At 35.3% G+C, this 17,158-nt stretch carries 16 protein-coding genes and 1 pseudogene; 9 read left to right on the top strand and 8 right to left on the bottom strand.

The window, feature by feature from the left end:
• Positions 1 to 98: 98 nt before the first annotated feature.
• Positions 99 to 659 carry a DUF5366 family protein gene (locus tag ACIQ4I_RS15295; RefSeq protein WP_403097481.1) on the top strand — a complete coding sequence of 187 codons (561 nt, stop codon included), beginning with the start codon at positions 99 to 101 and terminating at the stop codon, positions 657 to 659.
• A gap of 85 nt (positions 660 to 744) precedes the next feature.
• Here the strand turns inward: ACIQ4I_RS15295 and ACIQ4I_RS15290 are convergent, their stop codons facing one another.
• Entirely contained in the window at positions 745 to 2,601 is a 1,857-nt protein-coding gene (locus ACIQ4I_RS15290) for a transglycosylase domain-containing protein (RefSeq protein WP_403097478.1), read from the bottom strand.
• Between the two features lie 313 nt (positions 2,602 to 2,914).
• Here ACIQ4I_RS15290 and ACIQ4I_RS15285 point away from each other — a divergent pair, with 313 nt between their 5' ends.
• Together ACIQ4I_RS15285 and ACIQ4I_RS15280 are read left to right on the top strand one after the other, a co-directional pair.
• Positions 2,915 to 3,505 (top strand): peptidylprolyl isomerase, encoded by a 591-nt coding sequence (locus tag ACIQ4I_RS15285; protein ID WP_403097475.1) that lies wholly within the window; start codon positions 2,915 to 2,917, stop codon positions 3,503 to 3,505.
• 18 nt (positions 3,506 to 3,523) lie between these two features.
• Complete coding sequence (locus tag ACIQ4I_RS15280) at positions 3,524 to 3,733, top strand: hypothetical protein (protein ID WP_397539748.1); 210 nt, start codon at positions 3,524 to 3,526, stop codon at positions 3,731 to 3,733.
• A gap of 46 nt (positions 3,734 to 3,779) precedes the next feature.
• Here the strand turns inward: ACIQ4I_RS15280 and ACIQ4I_RS15275 are convergent, their stop codons facing one another.
• Entirely contained in the window at positions 3,780 to 4,961 is a 1,182-nt protein-coding gene (locus ACIQ4I_RS15275; RefSeq protein ID WP_403097472.1) for a MalY/PatB family protein, read from the bottom strand.
• 76 nt (positions 4,962 to 5,037) lie between these two features.
• On the opposite strand from ACIQ4I_RS15275, the gene ACIQ4I_RS15270 reads away from it, so the two are divergent.
• Positions 5,038 to 5,298, top strand: a complete 261-nt coding sequence (locus ACIQ4I_RS15270) for a DUF1871 family protein (RefSeq protein WP_403097469.1) — start codon at positions 5,038 to 5,040, stop codon at positions 5,296 to 5,298.
• A 108-nt stretch (positions 5,299 to 5,406) separates the two neighbouring features.
• Here ACIQ4I_RS15270 and ACIQ4I_RS15265 read toward each other — a convergent pair whose 3' ends face one another.
• Together ACIQ4I_RS15265 and ACIQ4I_RS15260 are read right to left on the bottom strand one after the other, a co-directional pair.
• Positions 5,407 to 5,622: a helix-turn-helix domain-containing protein gene (locus tag ACIQ4I_RS15265; protein ID WP_403097466.1), complete on the bottom strand. Its 216-nt coding sequence runs from the start codon at positions 5,620 to 5,622 to the stop codon at positions 5,407 to 5,409.
• Positions 5,623 to 5,838: 216 nt separating this feature from the next.
• Positions 5,839 to 7,179: pseudogene (locus tag ACIQ4I_RS15260) on the bottom strand (sodium-dependent transporter).
• A gap of 287 nt (positions 7,180 to 7,466) precedes the next feature.
• Between ACIQ4I_RS15260 and yugI the strand changes: the two are divergent.
• Positions 7,467 to 7,844, top strand: coding sequence for a S1 domain-containing post-transcriptional regulator GSP13 (yugI, locus tag ACIQ4I_RS15255; protein ID WP_397539743.1), 378 nt, complete (start codon positions 7,467 to 7,469; stop codon positions 7,842 to 7,844).
• A 148-nt stretch (positions 7,845 to 7,992) separates the two neighbouring features.
• Here the strand turns inward: yugI and ACIQ4I_RS15250 are convergent, their stop codons facing one another.
• A complete protein-coding gene (locus ACIQ4I_RS15250; protein WP_403097463.1) occupies positions 7,993 to 9,300 on the bottom strand; it encodes an AAA-type ATPase lid domain-containing protein in 1,308 nt (435 codons plus the stop codon).
• A gap of 138 nt (positions 9,301 to 9,438) precedes the next feature.
• Here ACIQ4I_RS15250 and pruA point away from each other — a divergent pair, with 138 nt between their 5' ends.
• The 3 genes from pruA (at position 9,439) to ACIQ4I_RS15235 (ending at position 13,646) form a co-directional block, all read left to right on the top strand.
• The gene (gene pruA, locus ACIQ4I_RS15245) at positions 9,439 to 10,983 is read left to right on the top strand and encodes an L-glutamate gamma-semialdehyde dehydrogenase (protein WP_403097460.1); all 1,545 of its coding nucleotides are present in this window, start codon (positions 9,439 to 9,441) and stop codon (positions 10,981 to 10,983) included.
• 121 nt (positions 10,984 to 11,104) lie between these two features.
• Entirely contained in the window at positions 11,105 to 12,304 is a 1,200-nt protein-coding gene (locus tag ACIQ4I_RS15240; protein ID WP_403097458.1) for an ornithine--oxo-acid transaminase, read from the top strand.
• Positions 12,305 to 12,401: 97 nt separating this feature from the next.
• Positions 12,402 to 13,646, top strand: a complete 1,245-nt coding sequence (locus tag ACIQ4I_RS15235; RefSeq protein WP_403097455.1) for a Glu/Leu/Phe/Val family dehydrogenase — start codon at positions 12,402 to 12,404, stop codon at positions 13,644 to 13,646.
• A 99-nt stretch (positions 13,647 to 13,745) separates the two neighbouring features.
• Here ACIQ4I_RS15235 and ACIQ4I_RS15230 read toward each other — a convergent pair whose 3' ends face one another.
• The 3 genes from ACIQ4I_RS15230 to ACIQ4I_RS15220 form a co-directional block, all read right to left on the bottom strand.
• Positions 13,746 to 13,997: a DUF378 domain-containing protein gene (locus tag ACIQ4I_RS15230; protein WP_403097454.1), complete on the bottom strand. Its 252-nt coding sequence runs from the start codon at positions 13,995 to 13,997 to the stop codon at positions 13,746 to 13,748.
• 103 nt (positions 13,998 to 14,100) lie between these two features.
• Entirely contained in the window at positions 14,101 to 15,081 is a 981-nt protein-coding gene (locus tag ACIQ4I_RS15225; protein WP_403097451.1) for a cation diffusion facilitator family transporter, read from the bottom strand.
• A gap of 12 nt (positions 15,082 to 15,093) precedes the next feature.
• Positions 15,094 to 15,819 carry an MgtC/SapB family protein gene (locus ACIQ4I_RS15220; RefSeq protein ID WP_403097990.1) on the bottom strand — a complete coding sequence of 242 codons (726 nt, stop codon included), beginning with the start codon at positions 15,817 to 15,819 and terminating at the stop codon, positions 15,094 to 15,096.
• Between the two features lie 126 nt (positions 15,820 to 15,945).
• Between ACIQ4I_RS15220 and ACIQ4I_RS15215 the strand changes: the two genes are divergently transcribed.
• The gene (locus ACIQ4I_RS15215) at positions 15,946 to 16,845 is read left to right on the top strand and encodes a DMT family transporter (RefSeq protein WP_403097448.1); all 900 of its coding nucleotides are present in this window, start codon (positions 15,946 to 15,948) and stop codon (positions 16,843 to 16,845) included.
• Positions 16,846 to 17,158: the final 313 nt, after the last annotated feature.

The following is a 17,158-nucleotide window of genomic DNA, read 5'->3' as shown; positions in this document are numbered from 1 at the left end:
CTAATTAAGTATTATATTACTTGATTCCCCTTGATAGAGTAAGGCGTTTTTAGCTATTATTGTATAGGAAATAAATAATAAAAAAGAGGAATTTAAGTATGAAAAATCCATATGTCTACGGATATTTGCCATTAATCACGATTATTTTATTTAGTTTAACATTCGGTTTATTTACTGTGACAGAATCCATTGTATTATTCAAATCTGTTGGTGTTTATACGGGAATGCGTGAATTTTTATCTGAAATACAAATGCGGATATTTCTATTAGTTGTATTTGCATTATGCTATTTCATGTTATTCTCAGCATTAAAACTTATCGGAGAAACGATTCATGAACTTGCGATGCTCTTTTTCTCAAAAGACTTAGATGGAAAAACAGTTCATGAAGCTCGTGGAGGGAATGTTATCTTCTTCTTCGGTTCTCTAGCTTCAGCTATTGGAATTCAATCGTTCTGGATTTTATTAGCTATTTTTATTGCTACAACTTTTATTTATTTTGTATATGTTATATATAAATTAAGTAATTATATGACATTTAACGCTACAGTTGGTGTTATGCTTTTTGAAATTGTAATATGGTTTGTCTTTTTTACATTAATTATTTATGTCGTATTTAAACTTTATAACGGCATTGTCTCTAGCTTACCATTTTCTTAATAGAACAGAGCAAAGCAAAGTTAGCGTTTGTAGTTGTTTAGAAAAAGAGCTATTCGAAGTGAAGATCATTTCGAATAGCTCTTTGTTAGTTACTCATAATGCTTGAGAAAATACGATGATGAATTTTCTCATTTTCAAGGGCTTCCATATTTTGAGGTCGATCATAGCCGACCCATACAGCAGATGTATATCGGTTAGTTAATCCTGCAAGCCAGAAATCTCGATAATCATTGGTTGTTCCTGTTTTAGCACCTACATAAGGAGCATTCACATGAATCCCTACACCCGTACCATGTTGAACAACATCTGACATTAAGAATCGTATATCAGACACAGTACTTGGCGACCAAACTTGTTTTGATTTGTTATCCCATTTGTAAAGTACATTGCCATTACTATCTTTTACACTTCGTATTGTATGTGCAGGTTGATATTCGCCATCGATAAAACTTGTATAAGCGTCTGCTAATTCTGCTGTCGTTACTCCATGAGTTAACCCACCAATTGCTGCAGAATAGACGCGATCTTGTTTCGTCAACGAATCAAATTGAAAGGGTTTTAAGTAAGAAAAAGCCTTTTTTACACCGATTTGATGGAACAATCGCATAGCGACTGTATTATAACTATTTCGGAAACCCTGTTGGATTGTTACATTTCCAAGCACTTGCCCCCCGTAGTTTTGAGGACAATAATTTCCTATACAGAAAAGAGCACCGCTGACATATGTATTTGGAGTGGCATTTGTCTCTTCAAAATAAGGAGCATAATCGATTAACGGTTTAAAGGCTGAACCGGGTTGGCGAGCGCCTTGGAAAGCTCTGTTAAAATCATATTTTTTATATCCTTTACCTGCATAAATACTAATGATTTCACGATTAGTATTGTCAATAACAACAGCAGAAGCTTGTAAATCACCGTGATTTCCCAAAATCTGATTAATATTTTCTGTATCAGCAAATTCCTTGGAAGGTGACAATGCTGTTTCGATTGTTAGGCCTTGATTTAAAAGCTTATTGACACGTTTCGAAAGTTTTGTATTAATTGCTTTTCTTTGTTGAGACGTTTTTGCAGCCTGTAACTGTTCTTTATATCCTTCTTTTGTAGCAATAAGTGAACGGAATTCATTCATCACATAAGTGCTATAAGCTGGGTATAATTGCTTTTTCTCCTTCAACGTGATAACTATTTTTTCTTTTTTTATTTTTTCAGCTTCATTTTTTGACAAAACATTTTTTTCTACTAATTTATCTAGTAGACGCTCTTGTCTTTTTTTTGTATTTTTGAAATGTCTTAATGGGTCATATAGCGATGGGTTATTTGGAATTGCTGCTATAAATGCCATTTGTGCTTTAGACAATTTGTAGACTGGTTTATTGAAATAGTAAGTTGCAGCACCATTGACACCATAAGCACCATTACCAAAATACATTTCGTTTAAATACATGTTCAAAATTTCATCTTTTGTGGTCTTCCGTTCAAGTTCGTAAGCATAAAAAATTTCGAGCATTTTTCGTTCATATGTTTTTTCTTGAGACAAATAACGCATACGAACAAGCTGCTGTGTGATTGTACTACCACCTTGTGAAGCTTCACCGCTAGATCTATTTGCCATAACGGCACGAGCAATCCCAGTCAAATCAAAGCCTATATGTTGATAAAAGTTCGTGTCTTCACTAGTGATAAATAGTTGCTGTACAAATTCAGGGATATCGGCAAGTCCTAGTGGCTGTCTCCACTCTGTGTACTCTTCTGAAAAGACCTTATTATTACGATCCTTGAGAATAGTAGGGATGAGCGCATTAGGTGCATCTAATTGAATATTCGCTGTAAACTGTTTATCAAAGGCTTTCGCCGTTTGTATTTCAGTTGAAACTTTCTCAAAAAGAAAAAATAGCAGAGGAAGACTGCAAATAATAATAAGACTGCCTACTACTTTTCTCAAAAATATCCTCCTCTTTAATTCTATGTATAGAAATGGAATTTTTACATTACCATTTAACAGAATAGCACATTTCTAATAAGAGATGGACAAAAGAAGTGAGATTTTGATAAGACTGTTTATGAAATAAAATGTCTAAAAGATGAAGTTCAATGTTGTAGACTGAAAAATACTTGTATTTATGTTAGACTAGGACAGGATATAGTAAAAAAGAAAGAATTTATGCGAAGAGTGTGGAGTATTTATTGGAAGTGATACGATCACTTTTCTGGAATTCTGGATAAACCAAATATTTTTTTTAAAAGGAGATGCAATTATGTACCCACAATTTACAACTGAAGTAGCAGAAAACGAAGTATTAGTAGAAATGAACACAACTTTAGGTGCCATCAAAATTAAATTATTCCCTGAACAAGCACCAAAAACAGTAGAAAACTTTTTAACTCATGCTAAAAATGGATATTACGAAGGAATTATCTTCCACCGTGTTATCAAAGACTTCATGATTCAAGGTGGCGACCCAACTGGAACAGGTATGGGCGGCGAAAGTATTTATGGTCATTCATTCGAGGATGAATTTGCTCCTGAACTTATGAACCTTCGTGGTGCTCTTTCAATGGCAAATGCTGGTCCTAACACAAACGGTAGCCAATTCTTTATCGTACAAATGTCAGAAGTTCCTGCCAATATGATTGGCCAAATGCAAGATGCTGGCTTCCCAGAAGAAGTAATCAATGCTTATAAAGAAAATGGTGGTACTCCATGGTTAGATGGAAAACACACTGTATTCGGTCATGTAGTAGAAGGTATGAATATTGTTGATGAAATCGCTAATGTTGAAAAAGGTTTCCAAGACAAACCAGTAGAAGACGTTGTGATTAAATCGATTAAAGTTATCGAAAAATAATAAGGAGACGGATTTATCATGAATCTTTGGATTTTAAACGAGTTCCTATATTTTCCTGAAAATAAATCAGAATATATTCCTGCAGTAATCGAGATGGCAATTATTCTTATTTTATGTATCCTTGTTTTTAATTTATTTAGAAAAAAAGCAAGAAAAGACTTAGAAAAGACTAGAGAATTAGAAGAAAAAATCTTAAAAGAAAAACAGTCTTCTTCAAATCAACACTAAATGAAAAAATCCTGTACTAGCTATTAGAAACTAGTACAGGATTTTTTTACTTTTCAAAAGCTTTTATAAAACGGTGGATGCCATCTAGGACTGTTTCTCTTGGACAACTAACGTTCATACGTAAGAAGCCTCTTCCTTGTTCGCCAAATTTCGTTCCTGGTTCTAACGCTAATTTTCCAAGTGTAAGTAAGCGTTCCATCACTTCATCCTCTTCAAGTCCGGTATTGCGGTAATCAATCCATAACAAGTAGGTAGCTTGAGATTTATGAATTTTGATTTCTGGTATTGCAGCAGTTAACTTTTCAATGACTAAGTCCATATTTGTCGAGATGTATGGTAAGAGTTCATCTAGCCATTTCTCACCTTCAGTAGAATAGACAGCCTCTACAGCCGTGGTAGCGAAAATGTTTAATCCCATTTGAGCATGCATAACCGCATTCTTTTTTAATGTGCTTCGCTTTTGATTATCTGGAACAATCATCATAGCGGCTTGAATACCTGCTATATTAAATGTTTTTGTAGGAGCCATACATGTAATAATATGATTTTGTAAATCGCCAGCAATTTTTGCGAGTGGTGTGTGTTTATTTCCATCTAACATCAAGTCTGCATGAATTTCATCGGATAATATAAGAACATCGTTTTTAACGCAAATACGAATGATTTTTAGTAAATCTTCTTCAGACCATTCAATACCACCAGGGTTATGAGGATGGCATAAAATAAATAATTTGACGTCTTTAGCTGAAGATATTTCATCAAATTTTACAAAGTCAAAAGTATAGATTCCATCTCTTTCAACTAATGGGCACTCTTTCACTGTACGGTTTAATTGTTTTGGCACATAAAAGAATGGTGGATAAACTGGAGGTGTGACAAGTACAGCATCATTTTCTGATGTGAATGTTTCAACGATTGAAGCAATGGCCGGCACGACACCTTGATGATAAAGAACCCATTTTGGTTCGATATGCAGGCTATGGCGCCTTTCTACCCAAGAAGTAAATGCTTTCGTACAATCATCACTTTCGAAAGTATAGCCAAATACAGGATGATCAAGGCGCTTTTTGAGCGCATTAATTAGTACGTCAGGTACGGAAAAATCCATATCAGCAATCCACATTGGAAGTATATCTGATGCATCTTCTAATTGATAAATGGAGGCAATTTTATCCCATTTAATAGAGTTTGTTTGAGTTCTATTTTCTAGTCGATCTAAACTGTTCAAGCATATCCCTCTTTTCTTTTTTTACAATTATGTTATCATAACCAGTATCATAGAAAAGTAAATTAGGTGAAATTCGATGAAAAATATTGAAATGAATAGAAAAGCCATACACACTTTAGAAGATTGGAATCCATTTGGGATGGATGATTTTACTTATGATACAGAAGCTGCAGATGTAGTTGCGGCACTGCAAAATATTGATGATCCTTCAGTATTAGGAAAAGTAATTCAAGGGGTTTATGAACAATCCTTTGAACAATGGATCCCAATTGAAGAATGTATTAATATATCGTATAAACTTTTAGCCATAAAATTCGAAGCAAAATGCATTTTATAAAAATCTATATTAAATATGATCTTGCTATAATCATTGAATAAAAGTGAAAAGCCTATCTTTAAAACATTTTACTAGTTTTAAGGATAGGCTTTTCTATTAAGTAAATTGTTATTTCTTTTCTAAACCATCCAATAAGTTGGAGACTGGTACTTCAAGGGCATTCGATAGCCTTAATAATGTCTGTTCAGAAGGTATTTCTTCACCAGATTCGTAGTGTGCTAGTTTTTCAACACCTACTCGAGTTTTTAATGATAACTCATCTAATGTAAGATTACGTTCTTTACGTAACAAGCCTAATTGTGTATGAAGATTCTCTTTCATCATAAATAAAGCACCCCTCTTAATTTTCGTATTTATGTGAAATCTATTATAACACGTTTTAAAGTAGAAAAATTAAGTATCAGTGACAAAAGTGAGAAAATTTTATTTTTTGAATTAATTCCATATATTCAGATTTGGATGTTTCGCTCCACACTGAACAAAATTGGATATCATTAAATGTTCGTATATTTTATATGAATTTTGCATTGTGAAATTGATTTATTTGAAAAAGTTCGCATACATACCTTGGATAAATACAATAATGATAGCAATTGGCGCGATATAACGTACGAGAATTCGCCAAGTGATGAATAGCCAAGGTTTTGTTGCTAATTCATTTGAAGCATCAACCTTTGAAATTTTGTAGCTAGCAAAAATAGAAACTAGAATTGCGCCAAGTAGCATACCTACATTACTTGTGATAAAATCAGCAAAATCAAAAATGGATTTCCCTAGAATTTGTACTTTGGAGAGTACACCGAATGATAAAGCACTTGGGATTCCGATGATGAAAATGCCTAAACCGCATAACCAAGAGTATTTCTTGCGTTCGTTGTATTTGTTACCCATAGCTGTAGCAACAACAATTTCTAACATTGCAATTGCAGATGTTACAGTTGCAAATAACAATAAGATAAAGAAAATAATCATAAAGAATGAACCGAATGGAATATGTTGAAAAACCGCTGGCAAGACAATGAATACAAGACCTGGACCTTGATTGGGTGTAAAACCTAATGCAAAGACGGCAGGGAAAATAACAAGACCTGCAAGAAGTGAAATCCCGATATTCAACCAAGCAACATTAAATGCAGAACCGACAATTTTTTCTTCTTTTGATAAATAAGATGCATATGTCATCATAGCAGCAACACCAATACTTAATGAGAAGAATGCTTGTCCCATTGCTAATAAGAATGTTTTACCATTCAAATAAGACCAATCTGGTACGAACATGAATTTAATACCTTCCATCGCTCCATCTAAGGTTAGAGAACGAATAGCAAGTACGATAAAGAAGACGAAAAGTATAGGCATCATCCATTTACTTGCTTTTTCAATACCATTCTTTACACCCCCTTGGACAATCCACACAGTAAGAAACATAAATGCTCCTTGTGCAATAACTACTTCCCAAGGGCTTTTTGTAAGCGAAGTGAAAAGCTCACCATAATAATCTTGACTATTACTTGTTAGATTAAATGTGATTGCTCGCACAATATAGCTTAAAATCCAACCACCAACAACACTGTAAAAAGATAAGATAATCGATTAAAAGATGAAGCCTGCCCATCCTGTTAAGAACCATGCAGTACCAGGTGCTTGTTTTTTAAATGAGTTTACGGCATCTGTTTGTCCACGTCGTCCAATCATAAATTCAGCTACCAGTATAGGCAGACCAATGATTAACGTACATAGAATAAAAAGTAATATAAATACACTACCACCGTTAGTACCCGCCATATATGGGAACTTCCAGATAGCGCCTAATCCAATAGCGCTGCCTGCCGCGGCTAATATAAAGCCTATTTTTGACGCGAATTGATCCCTGTTTGACACTATTTACGTCCTCCTTTTATATAAGGATTGTTCTATTTTACAACAATATTCGACTTGGTTGTATGGGAATTGTGTAACAAATATGAAAAATCACACTTATCACAATTACAGCAAGTGCTCATCGCAATATTTTATTTTTAATTTTTCCGAGCTGTATATCAGAGTTTGATGTTGATCAATCGCGCCATTCGCATTTAATATTATGATTTTTTGCTCGAGTTCAAAGGACTATGCTATAATTTACGTGAAAAAATGTATATAGAAGTCACGGAAAGTAGGAAGGACAAATGGCAAAAAAATATGAAGTAGGAGATGTGCTTACAGGAAATGTAACTGGTATCCAGCCATATGGCGCATTTGTTGCATTGGATGAAACAACTCAAGGTCTCGTCCATATTTCGGAAATTACGTACGGGTTTGTAAAAAGCATCACTGATTTCATTAACATTGGTCAAGAAGTTCAAGTGAAGGTACTTGAAGTTGACGCAGATGCAAAAAAAATAAGTTTATCAATCCGTGCACTGCAAGAACGTCCGCCAATGAAACGAAAAGACTTAACACCTCGCAAATCGCTTCAAGATCGTGTTGATGAAAGTGATTCGGTCGGCTTCAACTCACTAAAAGTGAAATTACGTGATTGGATTGAAGAATCGGGTATTAAGTAATAAACAAAAAGCTATTTCGCATAAAATAAGCGAAATAGCTTTTTGTTTTACCACCATTAACGGTCAATAAGATCCCACTTCAAGTCTAAAGTGAAGACAAGGGATATAAAGTAGAGCATGAAGAAAACCCAATGAGTGAAGTTTCACTTTACTTTTTCATTTTACGAATACGATACTGTAAATTTTGACGACTCATCCCAAGTGCTTCTGATGCTTTGGTAATATTATGGTCATACATATCAAGTACTTTATTTAAATAATATTCTTCTGCCTCACGCAAATAATCATCGAGTGGTAAAAGCTCTTTATCATTTTGAACGACAAAATAATCTGGGGTTTTTTCTGAAGAATTAATCTCTTGCGCTTTCCATTTAAAGTGAAGTGGTAACAAGTCATAGTTAATCAAATCTTCGTTAGTCACCATGGACATCATATCATCAAGTAAAATTTCTAATTCTTTTAAATTCCCTGGCCAATCATATTGCATAAATAATTGTTCAACTTCCTTGGACATACCTTTCAGTCTTTTACCGAACAACTTATCATAACGTTTTAAATAATCATTTATAAATGGTTTAATATCTTCCCTTCGATTACGAAGGGGAGGTACGATTATTGAAACTGATGCAAAGAAATAGTATAGCTCCTTCAATAATTCACCTGAGCCAATCAAATCAATTGGATCTCCACCTATACTAGCGATAAATAAATGCGAATCTTGCCTATGTTCTTCGAGCAATGTAAGACAATCTTGTTGTAACTCAAGTGATAAATATTCAATGCGTTCACAGAAAATAGTACTGCTATCACTAATTTGTAATTGTTTTTTTAAACGTTCAATCATCGAAGTATCTGAACGGTTACAGAAATAGGTGATGAAATTTTCATTTGCAGGTGTTGATGCGTTATGAATGGCTTCTGCTATTAAATCCTTTCCTGTACCAGATTCCCCGATAAGTAAGACAGGGAGTCTTGCAGCTGCAGCCTTTTTGGCAGTTTCAATCACTTCACGCATTGGTTCAGATACTGCTGTAATGGTATTAAAAGTAATTTGCTCTCCGTAACGACGTAGCGGCTGGTAGACAAGCTTTTCTAACGTAGTAATATCTCTAGCGATTTCAATAGCACCTAGAAGTTTATTATTTTCTATTATTGGATAGGTATCGTTAATCGTAGTAATCTCTTGCCCATTCTGGTTCCAATATGTTTGTTTTACATTATGGACTGGTTCTGCTGTTTGTAATACTTTCAGCAATGTACTATCTTCTTTTTCGAATTGGAAAAGTTCCAATATCGAGCGATCACGAATATCCGCTAAATGAAGCCCCTCAATTTCTCTCATTTTCTCATTATAAATAATTGTTTTACCGTTTGTATCAACTGCATGTATGCCTACTGAAACATGTTCTGTTGCAAATTCATAAAACGGCAATAATTCCTCTTTATGCATATCCATTTTTATCACCTGAAAAATTTTTAGATTTTTTTTAAAACTTTTACTTGAAAAATGCAATTATATTTTGCATTATTATAAGTGTAAACGACAAATGAATGCAAATATTTTTTGCGCTTTGATCACAAGGGAGGATAAGAAATGATTTCGTACACAACAGAACCATTAACAGATTTTTCGAAAGAGGAAAATCGTCAAGCATATCAAGAGGCTTTAAAAAAGGTACAAAGTGAGCTTGGTCAAGATTATCCATTGATTATTGGTGGGGAAAAAATTACAACTGAAGACAAAATTGTATCTTACAATCCTGCAAAAAAAACAGAGGTAGTAGGTACTGTTTCAAAAGCGAATCAAGAGCTTGCTGAAAAAGCAATGAAGATCGCTGATGAAACATTTAAAACTTGGAGCAAAGTAAAACCTGAAGTACGAGCAGATATTCTATTCAAAGCGGCAGCTATTACAAAACGTCGTCGTCATGAAATGTCAGCTCTTATGACTTTGGAAGCTGGTAAACCATGGATTGAGGCAGATGCAGATACAGCAGAAGCTATTGATTTCTTGGAATACTATGGTCGTCAAATGCTTGAACTTAAAGACGGTAAACCAGTTCAAAGTCGTCCAGGTGAATATAATAAATTTGGATACATTCCATTAGGTGTAGGTGTTGTCATCTCTCCATGGAACTTCCCATTTGCCATCATGGCAGGTACTGCAGTTGCTGCAGTGGTAACAGGGAACACAGTATTATTAAAACCAGCTTCAACAACTCCAATTATTGCTTATAAATTTATGGAGATTCTTGAAGAAGCAGGTCTTCCAGCTGGTGTTGTGAACTACATACCAGGTTCAGGTTCAGAAGTTGGTGATTACTTAGTCGATCATCATCGTACTCGCTTTGTAAGTTTCACAGGTTCACGTGATGTAGGTCTTCGTATCAATCAACGTGCATCTGTTCAAAACGAAGGACAAATTTGGATTAAACGTGTTATCGCTGAAATGGGCGGTAAAGACACAATTGTTGTAGATAAAGAAGCAGATCTTGAATTAGCAGCTCAATCTATTGTTAAATCAGCATTTGGTTTCAGTGGTCAAAAATGTTCAGCATGTTCACGTGCAGTTATCGTAGAAGATGTTTATGAACAAGTTGTTGATCGTGTAGTTGAGCTGACCAATGCTTTAACAGTTGGTGATCCTGCCGATTTCAATAACTTTATGGCAACAGTTATTGATGCAGCAGCATTCAATAAAGTAACAAGCTACTTTGAAGTTGCAAATAAGGAAGGACGTATCGTAGCTGGTGGTACTGCTGATGATTCAGTGGGTTACTTTGTAAAACCAACAGTAGTTGCGGATGTTGCTCATGATGCTCGTTTAATGCAAGAAGAAATCTTCGGCCCAATTGTTGCGATTTCAAAAGCAAAAGATTTCGATGAAGCGATCGAGGTAGCAAATAATACAGAATACGGTTTAACAGGTGCAGTCATCTCTACAAACCGAGATCATATCGAAAAAGCTCGCGAGGAATTCTTCGTAGGAAATCTTTACTTTAACCGTGGCTGTACAGGTGCAATTGTAGGCTACCAACCATTCGGTGGATACAACATGTCAGGTACTTGTTCTAAAGCGGGTGGCCCAGACTTCTTAACATTACACATGCAATCTAAATCAATTTCAGAAACGCTTTAATAGATTACTATTTCAATAAGCAGGCAAAGAGGGGACTGTTTTTGTCTGCTTACTATTGAAAATTAATTGCGAAGAATAGAAGAGTTGTATAAATGAAGGGTATTTTAAGGGGGAAATTTAAATGGTATTAACAGGTTCTGAAAAAATTATCGCTCAAACAAATGAATATGGTGCAAAAAACTATTTGCCACTTCCAATCGTTATTTCTGAAGCTGAAGGCGTTTGGGTGAAAGACCCAGAAGGAAATAAATATATGGATATGCTATCTGCCTATTCTGCTGTAAACCAAGGTCACCGTCATCCTAAAATTATTCAAGCATTAAAAGATCAAGCTGATCGAGTAACGTTGGCTTCGCGTGCATTCCATAGTGATCAACTTGGACCATGGTATGAATTAGTAAGTGAATTTACAGGAAAAGAAATGGTTCTACCTATGAATACAGGTGCTGAAGCCGTTGAAACAGCCTTTAAAGCTGCTCGTCGTTGGGCATATGATATTAAAGGTGTAGAAGATGGTAAAGCTGAAGTAATTGCTTGTAACGGAAACTTTCATGGTCGTACAATGTTAGCGGTTTCATTGACTTCCGACCCTGAATACCGTCGTGGATTTGGACCGTTACTGCCAGGTATCAAACTTGTAGATTATGGTGATTTAGAAGCATTAAAAGCTGCTATAACACCAAATACAGCGGCATTCATCGTTGAACCAATTCAAGGAGAAGCGGGAATCGTTATTCCACCAGCTGGATATTTAAAAGCAGCTCGTGAGCTTTGTCGCGAAAATAATGTCTTATTCATAGCTGATGAAATTCAAGCAGGTCTTGCTCGTACTGGGAAAATGTTTGCTTGTGAATGGGAAGATGTAGATCCTGATATGTATATCTTAGGAAAAGCTCTAGGTGGTGGAGTATTCCCAATTTCATGTGTTGTATCAAGTAGAGATATTCTTGGCGTTTTCAACCCTGGTTCTCATGGTTCAACATTTGGTGGTAATCCGATGGCATGTGCAGTATCGATTGCATCATTAAATGTATTACGCGATGAAAAACTTGCAGAACGTTCATTGGAACTAGGTCAATATTTCGTAGACGAATTAAATAAAATTGAGAACGAAGCGATTAAAGAAGTACGAGGTCGTGGATTGTTTATCGGAATGGAACTAAATACAGAAGCTCGTCCTTTCTGTGAAAAGTTGATGGAATATGGTTTATTATGTAAAGAAACACATGATACAGTTATCCGATTTGCTCCTCCATTAATCATTTCAAAAGAAGAATTGGACTGGGCATTGGATAAAATTCGTGAAGTCTTTAAAAAATAAATATAAATAGTCAACATAGTCGTTGAACTATGTTACAATGTTTGCACTTAGTACTATTTTTAACCACTATTAAAAATAAAAGAGGCGAAAAAATCAAATGGCAGAAAATCTAAACCTGTTTACATCTACTCAAGCTGTTATAAAGGTAGCTCTTCAAAAACTTGGCTATGACGAAGCAATGTATGAACTTTTAAAAGAACCGCTTCGTATGTTGGAAGTACGTATTCCAGTGAAAATGGATGATGGTTCTGTAAAAGTATTTACAGGTTACCGTGCGCAACATAATGATGCTGTAGGACCTACTAAAGGTGGCGTTCGCTTCCACCCTCAAGTTTCAGAGGAAGAAGTAAAAGCTTTATCTATGTGGATGACTTTAAAAGCAGGTATCGTTGATCTACCGTATGGTGGCGGTAAAGGCGGTGTCATTTGTGACCCACGTCAAATGTCAATGGGAGAAGTTGAACGTTTAAGTCGTGGATATGTTCGTGCAACTAGTCAAATTGTTGGACCAACAAAAGATATTCCAGCTCCTGATGTTTTCACAAACTCTCAAATTATGGCTTGGATGATGGATGAATACAGTCGTATTGACGAATTCAACTCACCAGGTTTCATCACAGGAAAACCAATCGTTCTTGGTGGTTCGCAAGGTCGTGACCGTGCAACTGCTCAAGGTGTAACAATTATTATAGAAGAAGCAGCTAAACGTCGCAATATTGATATTAAAGGTGCACGTGTTGTTATCCAAGGTTTCGGTAATGCAGGAAGCTTCTTAGCTAAATTTATGAATGATTTAGGTGCAAAAGTAATCGGTATTTCGGACGCTTATGGCGCATTACATGATCCAGATGGCTTGGATATCGATTATCTACTAGATCGCCGTGATAGCTTCGGCACAGTGACAACATTGTTTGAAAATACGATTTCAAACCAAGAGTTACTTGAGCTAGATTGTGATATTCTTGTTCCAGCTGCGATTGAAAATCAAATCACTGCAGAAAACGCACATAATATTCGTGCGAAAATTGTAGTAGAAGCGGCTAATGGTCCGACTACATCAGAAGCTACTAAAATCCTTTATGACCGCGGTGTCTTATTGGTACCAGACGTACTAGCGAGTGCTGGTGGCGTTACAGTTTCTTATTTCGAATGGGTTCAAAATAACCAAGGTTACTATTGGTCAGAAGATGAAGTAAATGAAAAATTGTTGAAGAAAATGGTAGAAGCCTTCGACAATGTCTACAATGTAGCAACAACTCGCAATATTGATATGCGTTTAGCTGCTTATATGGTTGGGGTTCGTAAAACTGCTGAAGCATCTCGTTTCAGAGGTTGGGTATAGCAAATAAAAAAACCGGAGAACAATTGAAATTTTGTTCTCCGGTTTTTATTGTTGCACTTTCTCGTTAAACTTAAAAAAGCTAGTCTTTGAAGAAGGGTATTATACACTTTTCAAAGGACGAACATTATCCTTTTTCACTATACGGTGCGGTACTCTATAAGGAGTAAATAATGTACTCAAACTAATAAGGCCTGCAATCCCAATGATTGTGTATAATGTTCGAGCTCCAAAACTTGCTTGTCCATCACGGAATAGTGTAGCAACAACGTCGAATTGAAAAATACCTAATAGTCCCCAATTGAGTCCCCCGATAACAAGTACGCAGAGAGCAAATCTCTGTAATCCACTCATTGAATCACCTCCATAACTAGTTTGTGGTTTTATACTGAAAATCATTCAATAATAGAAAATAAAAATGCGAAGAGTTTAAACATCTCTTCGCATTTTACCATTATTATCCTAATTCATCAGGTCGATCACTAACATGATTCCATTCCGGAACTCCATTATCTTCATCAAATGATATATGAACTGTTGATACATTTTTTTGTGCAGATATTAACTCGACTAGATGATCACGAATGTCATCTACATAGGCAAAACTTAATGTCGGATCAACCTCAGCGATTAGTTCAACATGAAGGTATTCTCCTTCTTTTAGAACGACCAATTTTTTTATATCATGGATATTCGGATCATCCATAATTAAATGTGCAATGTGATTAAGCATTTCTTCATCTGTTTCACCTATTACACCACGCGCATTTTCTAAAAATACAACACCTACTACATAGAACATCATTACTCCGATAAGAATGGAAGCGATACCTTCAGCCTGTAAAAATCCTGTGAAATGAGAGATTAGAACCGCTAAAAAAGCTAGAACACCACCAGATGTTGCAACTAAGTCTTCCATAAATACTAATTTTGTAGCTGGTTTTGCACTACCTAAATGTGTAAATGCTATTGGTAGGGCTGTAATCGGATTTGCTTTCAACCCTGCATCATGGGAAATTTCTAAGGCAGCTTTTAATAATACAGAACCTTCCATGATAATTCCGACTGCTAATACTGATAAACTAATCCACATTTTAGAGGATTCCACTGGATGTTGAATTTGATGCCATCCTTCTACGATTGTCTCGTAAGATAAAATTCCAACAATAAGGACAGCACCTAAACATACTAAGTTAACGACACGTCCGAATCCTTTCGGGAACTGGCGAGTTGGTGCTTTTTTTGATAGAGCAGAACCAACATAGACAAAGAACTGATTAGCTGCATCGCCCAAAGAGTGCATCATTTCTGCGAACATTGCGACATTCCCTGTAAAAAAGAATGCAACAGCTTTAATGATTCCTAAAAATAAGTTAACAAAAGCTGCGAGCAGGGAAGGTTTATTTCCGTGCTTTAAAAGTTTCCATAAATCTTTCATCATTTAACCCCTTTAAGACAATATTTCGATTTCCACTTCTTCTGTATAAGGAAGTTTTTTTATCTCATTATATAAAGAAATTGTATCTAGTTGTTTCGATACTGCTGAAAAACGAAGATTTACTTGATGGTGTATTTCATTGTTTGACAATCGAACATCCTTTATACGAATATGATCCACTTCCATATGGTGACTGTTAAGATATTTTAATATATTTTTTATATCGTTTGCATCTTTTAAGTAGAGCATAAGTGAAACATCTTTTGTCCGAAGGCGTTTCGGTCCCATTTTAAAAAAGAGAGGGGCAATTACTTCTACACCAATAAGTACTAGGATAACAGTGGTAATTGCCTGAAGATAAAAGCCGGCACCGACTGCAATTCCAATTCCTGCTGCTCCCCAAATCATTGCAGCAGTCGTTAGTCCGCTTATACTATCATTACCTTTCCTAAGAATGACACCAGCTCCCAAAAAACCGATGCCGCTGACTATTTGAGCTGCTAGACGCAGAGGATCCATGGATATGGTAATGCCGGGAACAGGTTTTGCGTGAAAAACGGATTCGATTGAAATAATCGTCAATAGACAACTAAAAGTAGCAATGACGAGACTTGTCTTTAAACCGACGGGCTTTCTTTTTAGTTCCCGTTCAATACCAATACCTAAACTTAAAAGTGCGGCAATAATAAGCTTAAAAATGGTTTCATATGTAAGTGAATTTTCAACTATAGTATTGATGATAATCTCCTCCTCCCGAAATTCAGCTTGCGCCGAAAAAATTAAAGTGTCAAAATGAAAGACAACATGATCCTATTGTACAATTATCATGGGAAAATGTGCTACACGTATTTTGGAGGTGAAAGGGTGGATAAGCCAAAAATTCATCCGTTAATTGCAATATTAATCGGGGTCATTTCTGTTTCGACATCCGCTATTTTAGTGAAATTAGTAGAAGCAGATTCCGGCGTGATTGCATTTTATAGAATGTTGTTTTCGGTGTTATTGATGGCACCAACTTTTTTAATTTATTATCGAAAAGAACTTATTGATATTGAAAAGAAAGATTGGATTTTTTCTATTATTGCAGGGATATTCTTAGCCTTTCATTTTATATTATGGTTTGAGTCCTTACGCTATACTTCCGTAGCTAGTTCAACAGTTCTTGTAACATTGCAGCCGTTATTCGCTATTATTGGTACATTTGTTTTCTTTAAAGAACCGATTGCTTTTAAAACCGTCTTCTCAGGAATCGTTGCAATTGCTGGTAGTGTATTAATTAGCTGGGGCGATTTTAAAGTGGGGGGATTAGCATTCTATGGAGATATGCTAGCTCTAATCGCATGTGCATTAGTAACAGGTTATATGTTATTTGGACAAGAAGTTAGAAAAAGGGTATCTCTGACTACATATACAATCATTGTTTATACAGCGAGCACCATTACACTGTTCTTTTATATCCTTTTCAAAGGAGAATCGTTTGGTCCATATCCTAGGATGGATTGGATATGGTTTTTATTATTAGCGATTGTACCAAATCTTTTGGGACATAATTTATTTAATTGGGCGCTTAAATGGGTTTCAGCTAATGTAATTTCAATAGCCATTTTATTTGAACCTGTAGGGGCATCGATTCTTGCTTACTTCATTTTCAACGAACATTTAGTTACTACCCAAGTTATTGGAGGAGTTATTGTTATTGTTGGTATTACACTTTTTGTGATCGACGAATCAAAAATCAATAAATTATTTCAGAAAAACTATTGATTTATTAAAATAGATGAGGTATAGTAATACATGTCGCTAAGACGTGATTGAAAAACTAATATCTCATCTTTTTTTCTTCAAAAAACTTTTTCAGAAAAGTTATTGACAAAGAAAAAATAAAATGATAAGATGTTTAAGTCGTCAAAACAACGACAAGATATGAACCTTGAAAACTGAACAAGCAAGACGTTAATCAATAAACTTTGATCACTAACTTATGTTAGTGACAAGGACAAACAATAGATATCATCTTATAGATGATACGCTAGCAAAGCTAATGAGCTTTCAAACTTTACTTTTATGGAGAGTTTGA

It is taken from the genome of Rummeliibacillus sp. NPDC094406 (assembly GCF_044763875.1).
Classification (GTDB): Bacteria; Bacillota; Bacilli; order Bacillales_A; family Planococcaceae; genus Rummeliibacillus.
The sequence above is the reverse complement of the archived record's forward strand: the minus strand, read 5'-3'. Positions and strand labels throughout refer to the sequence as shown.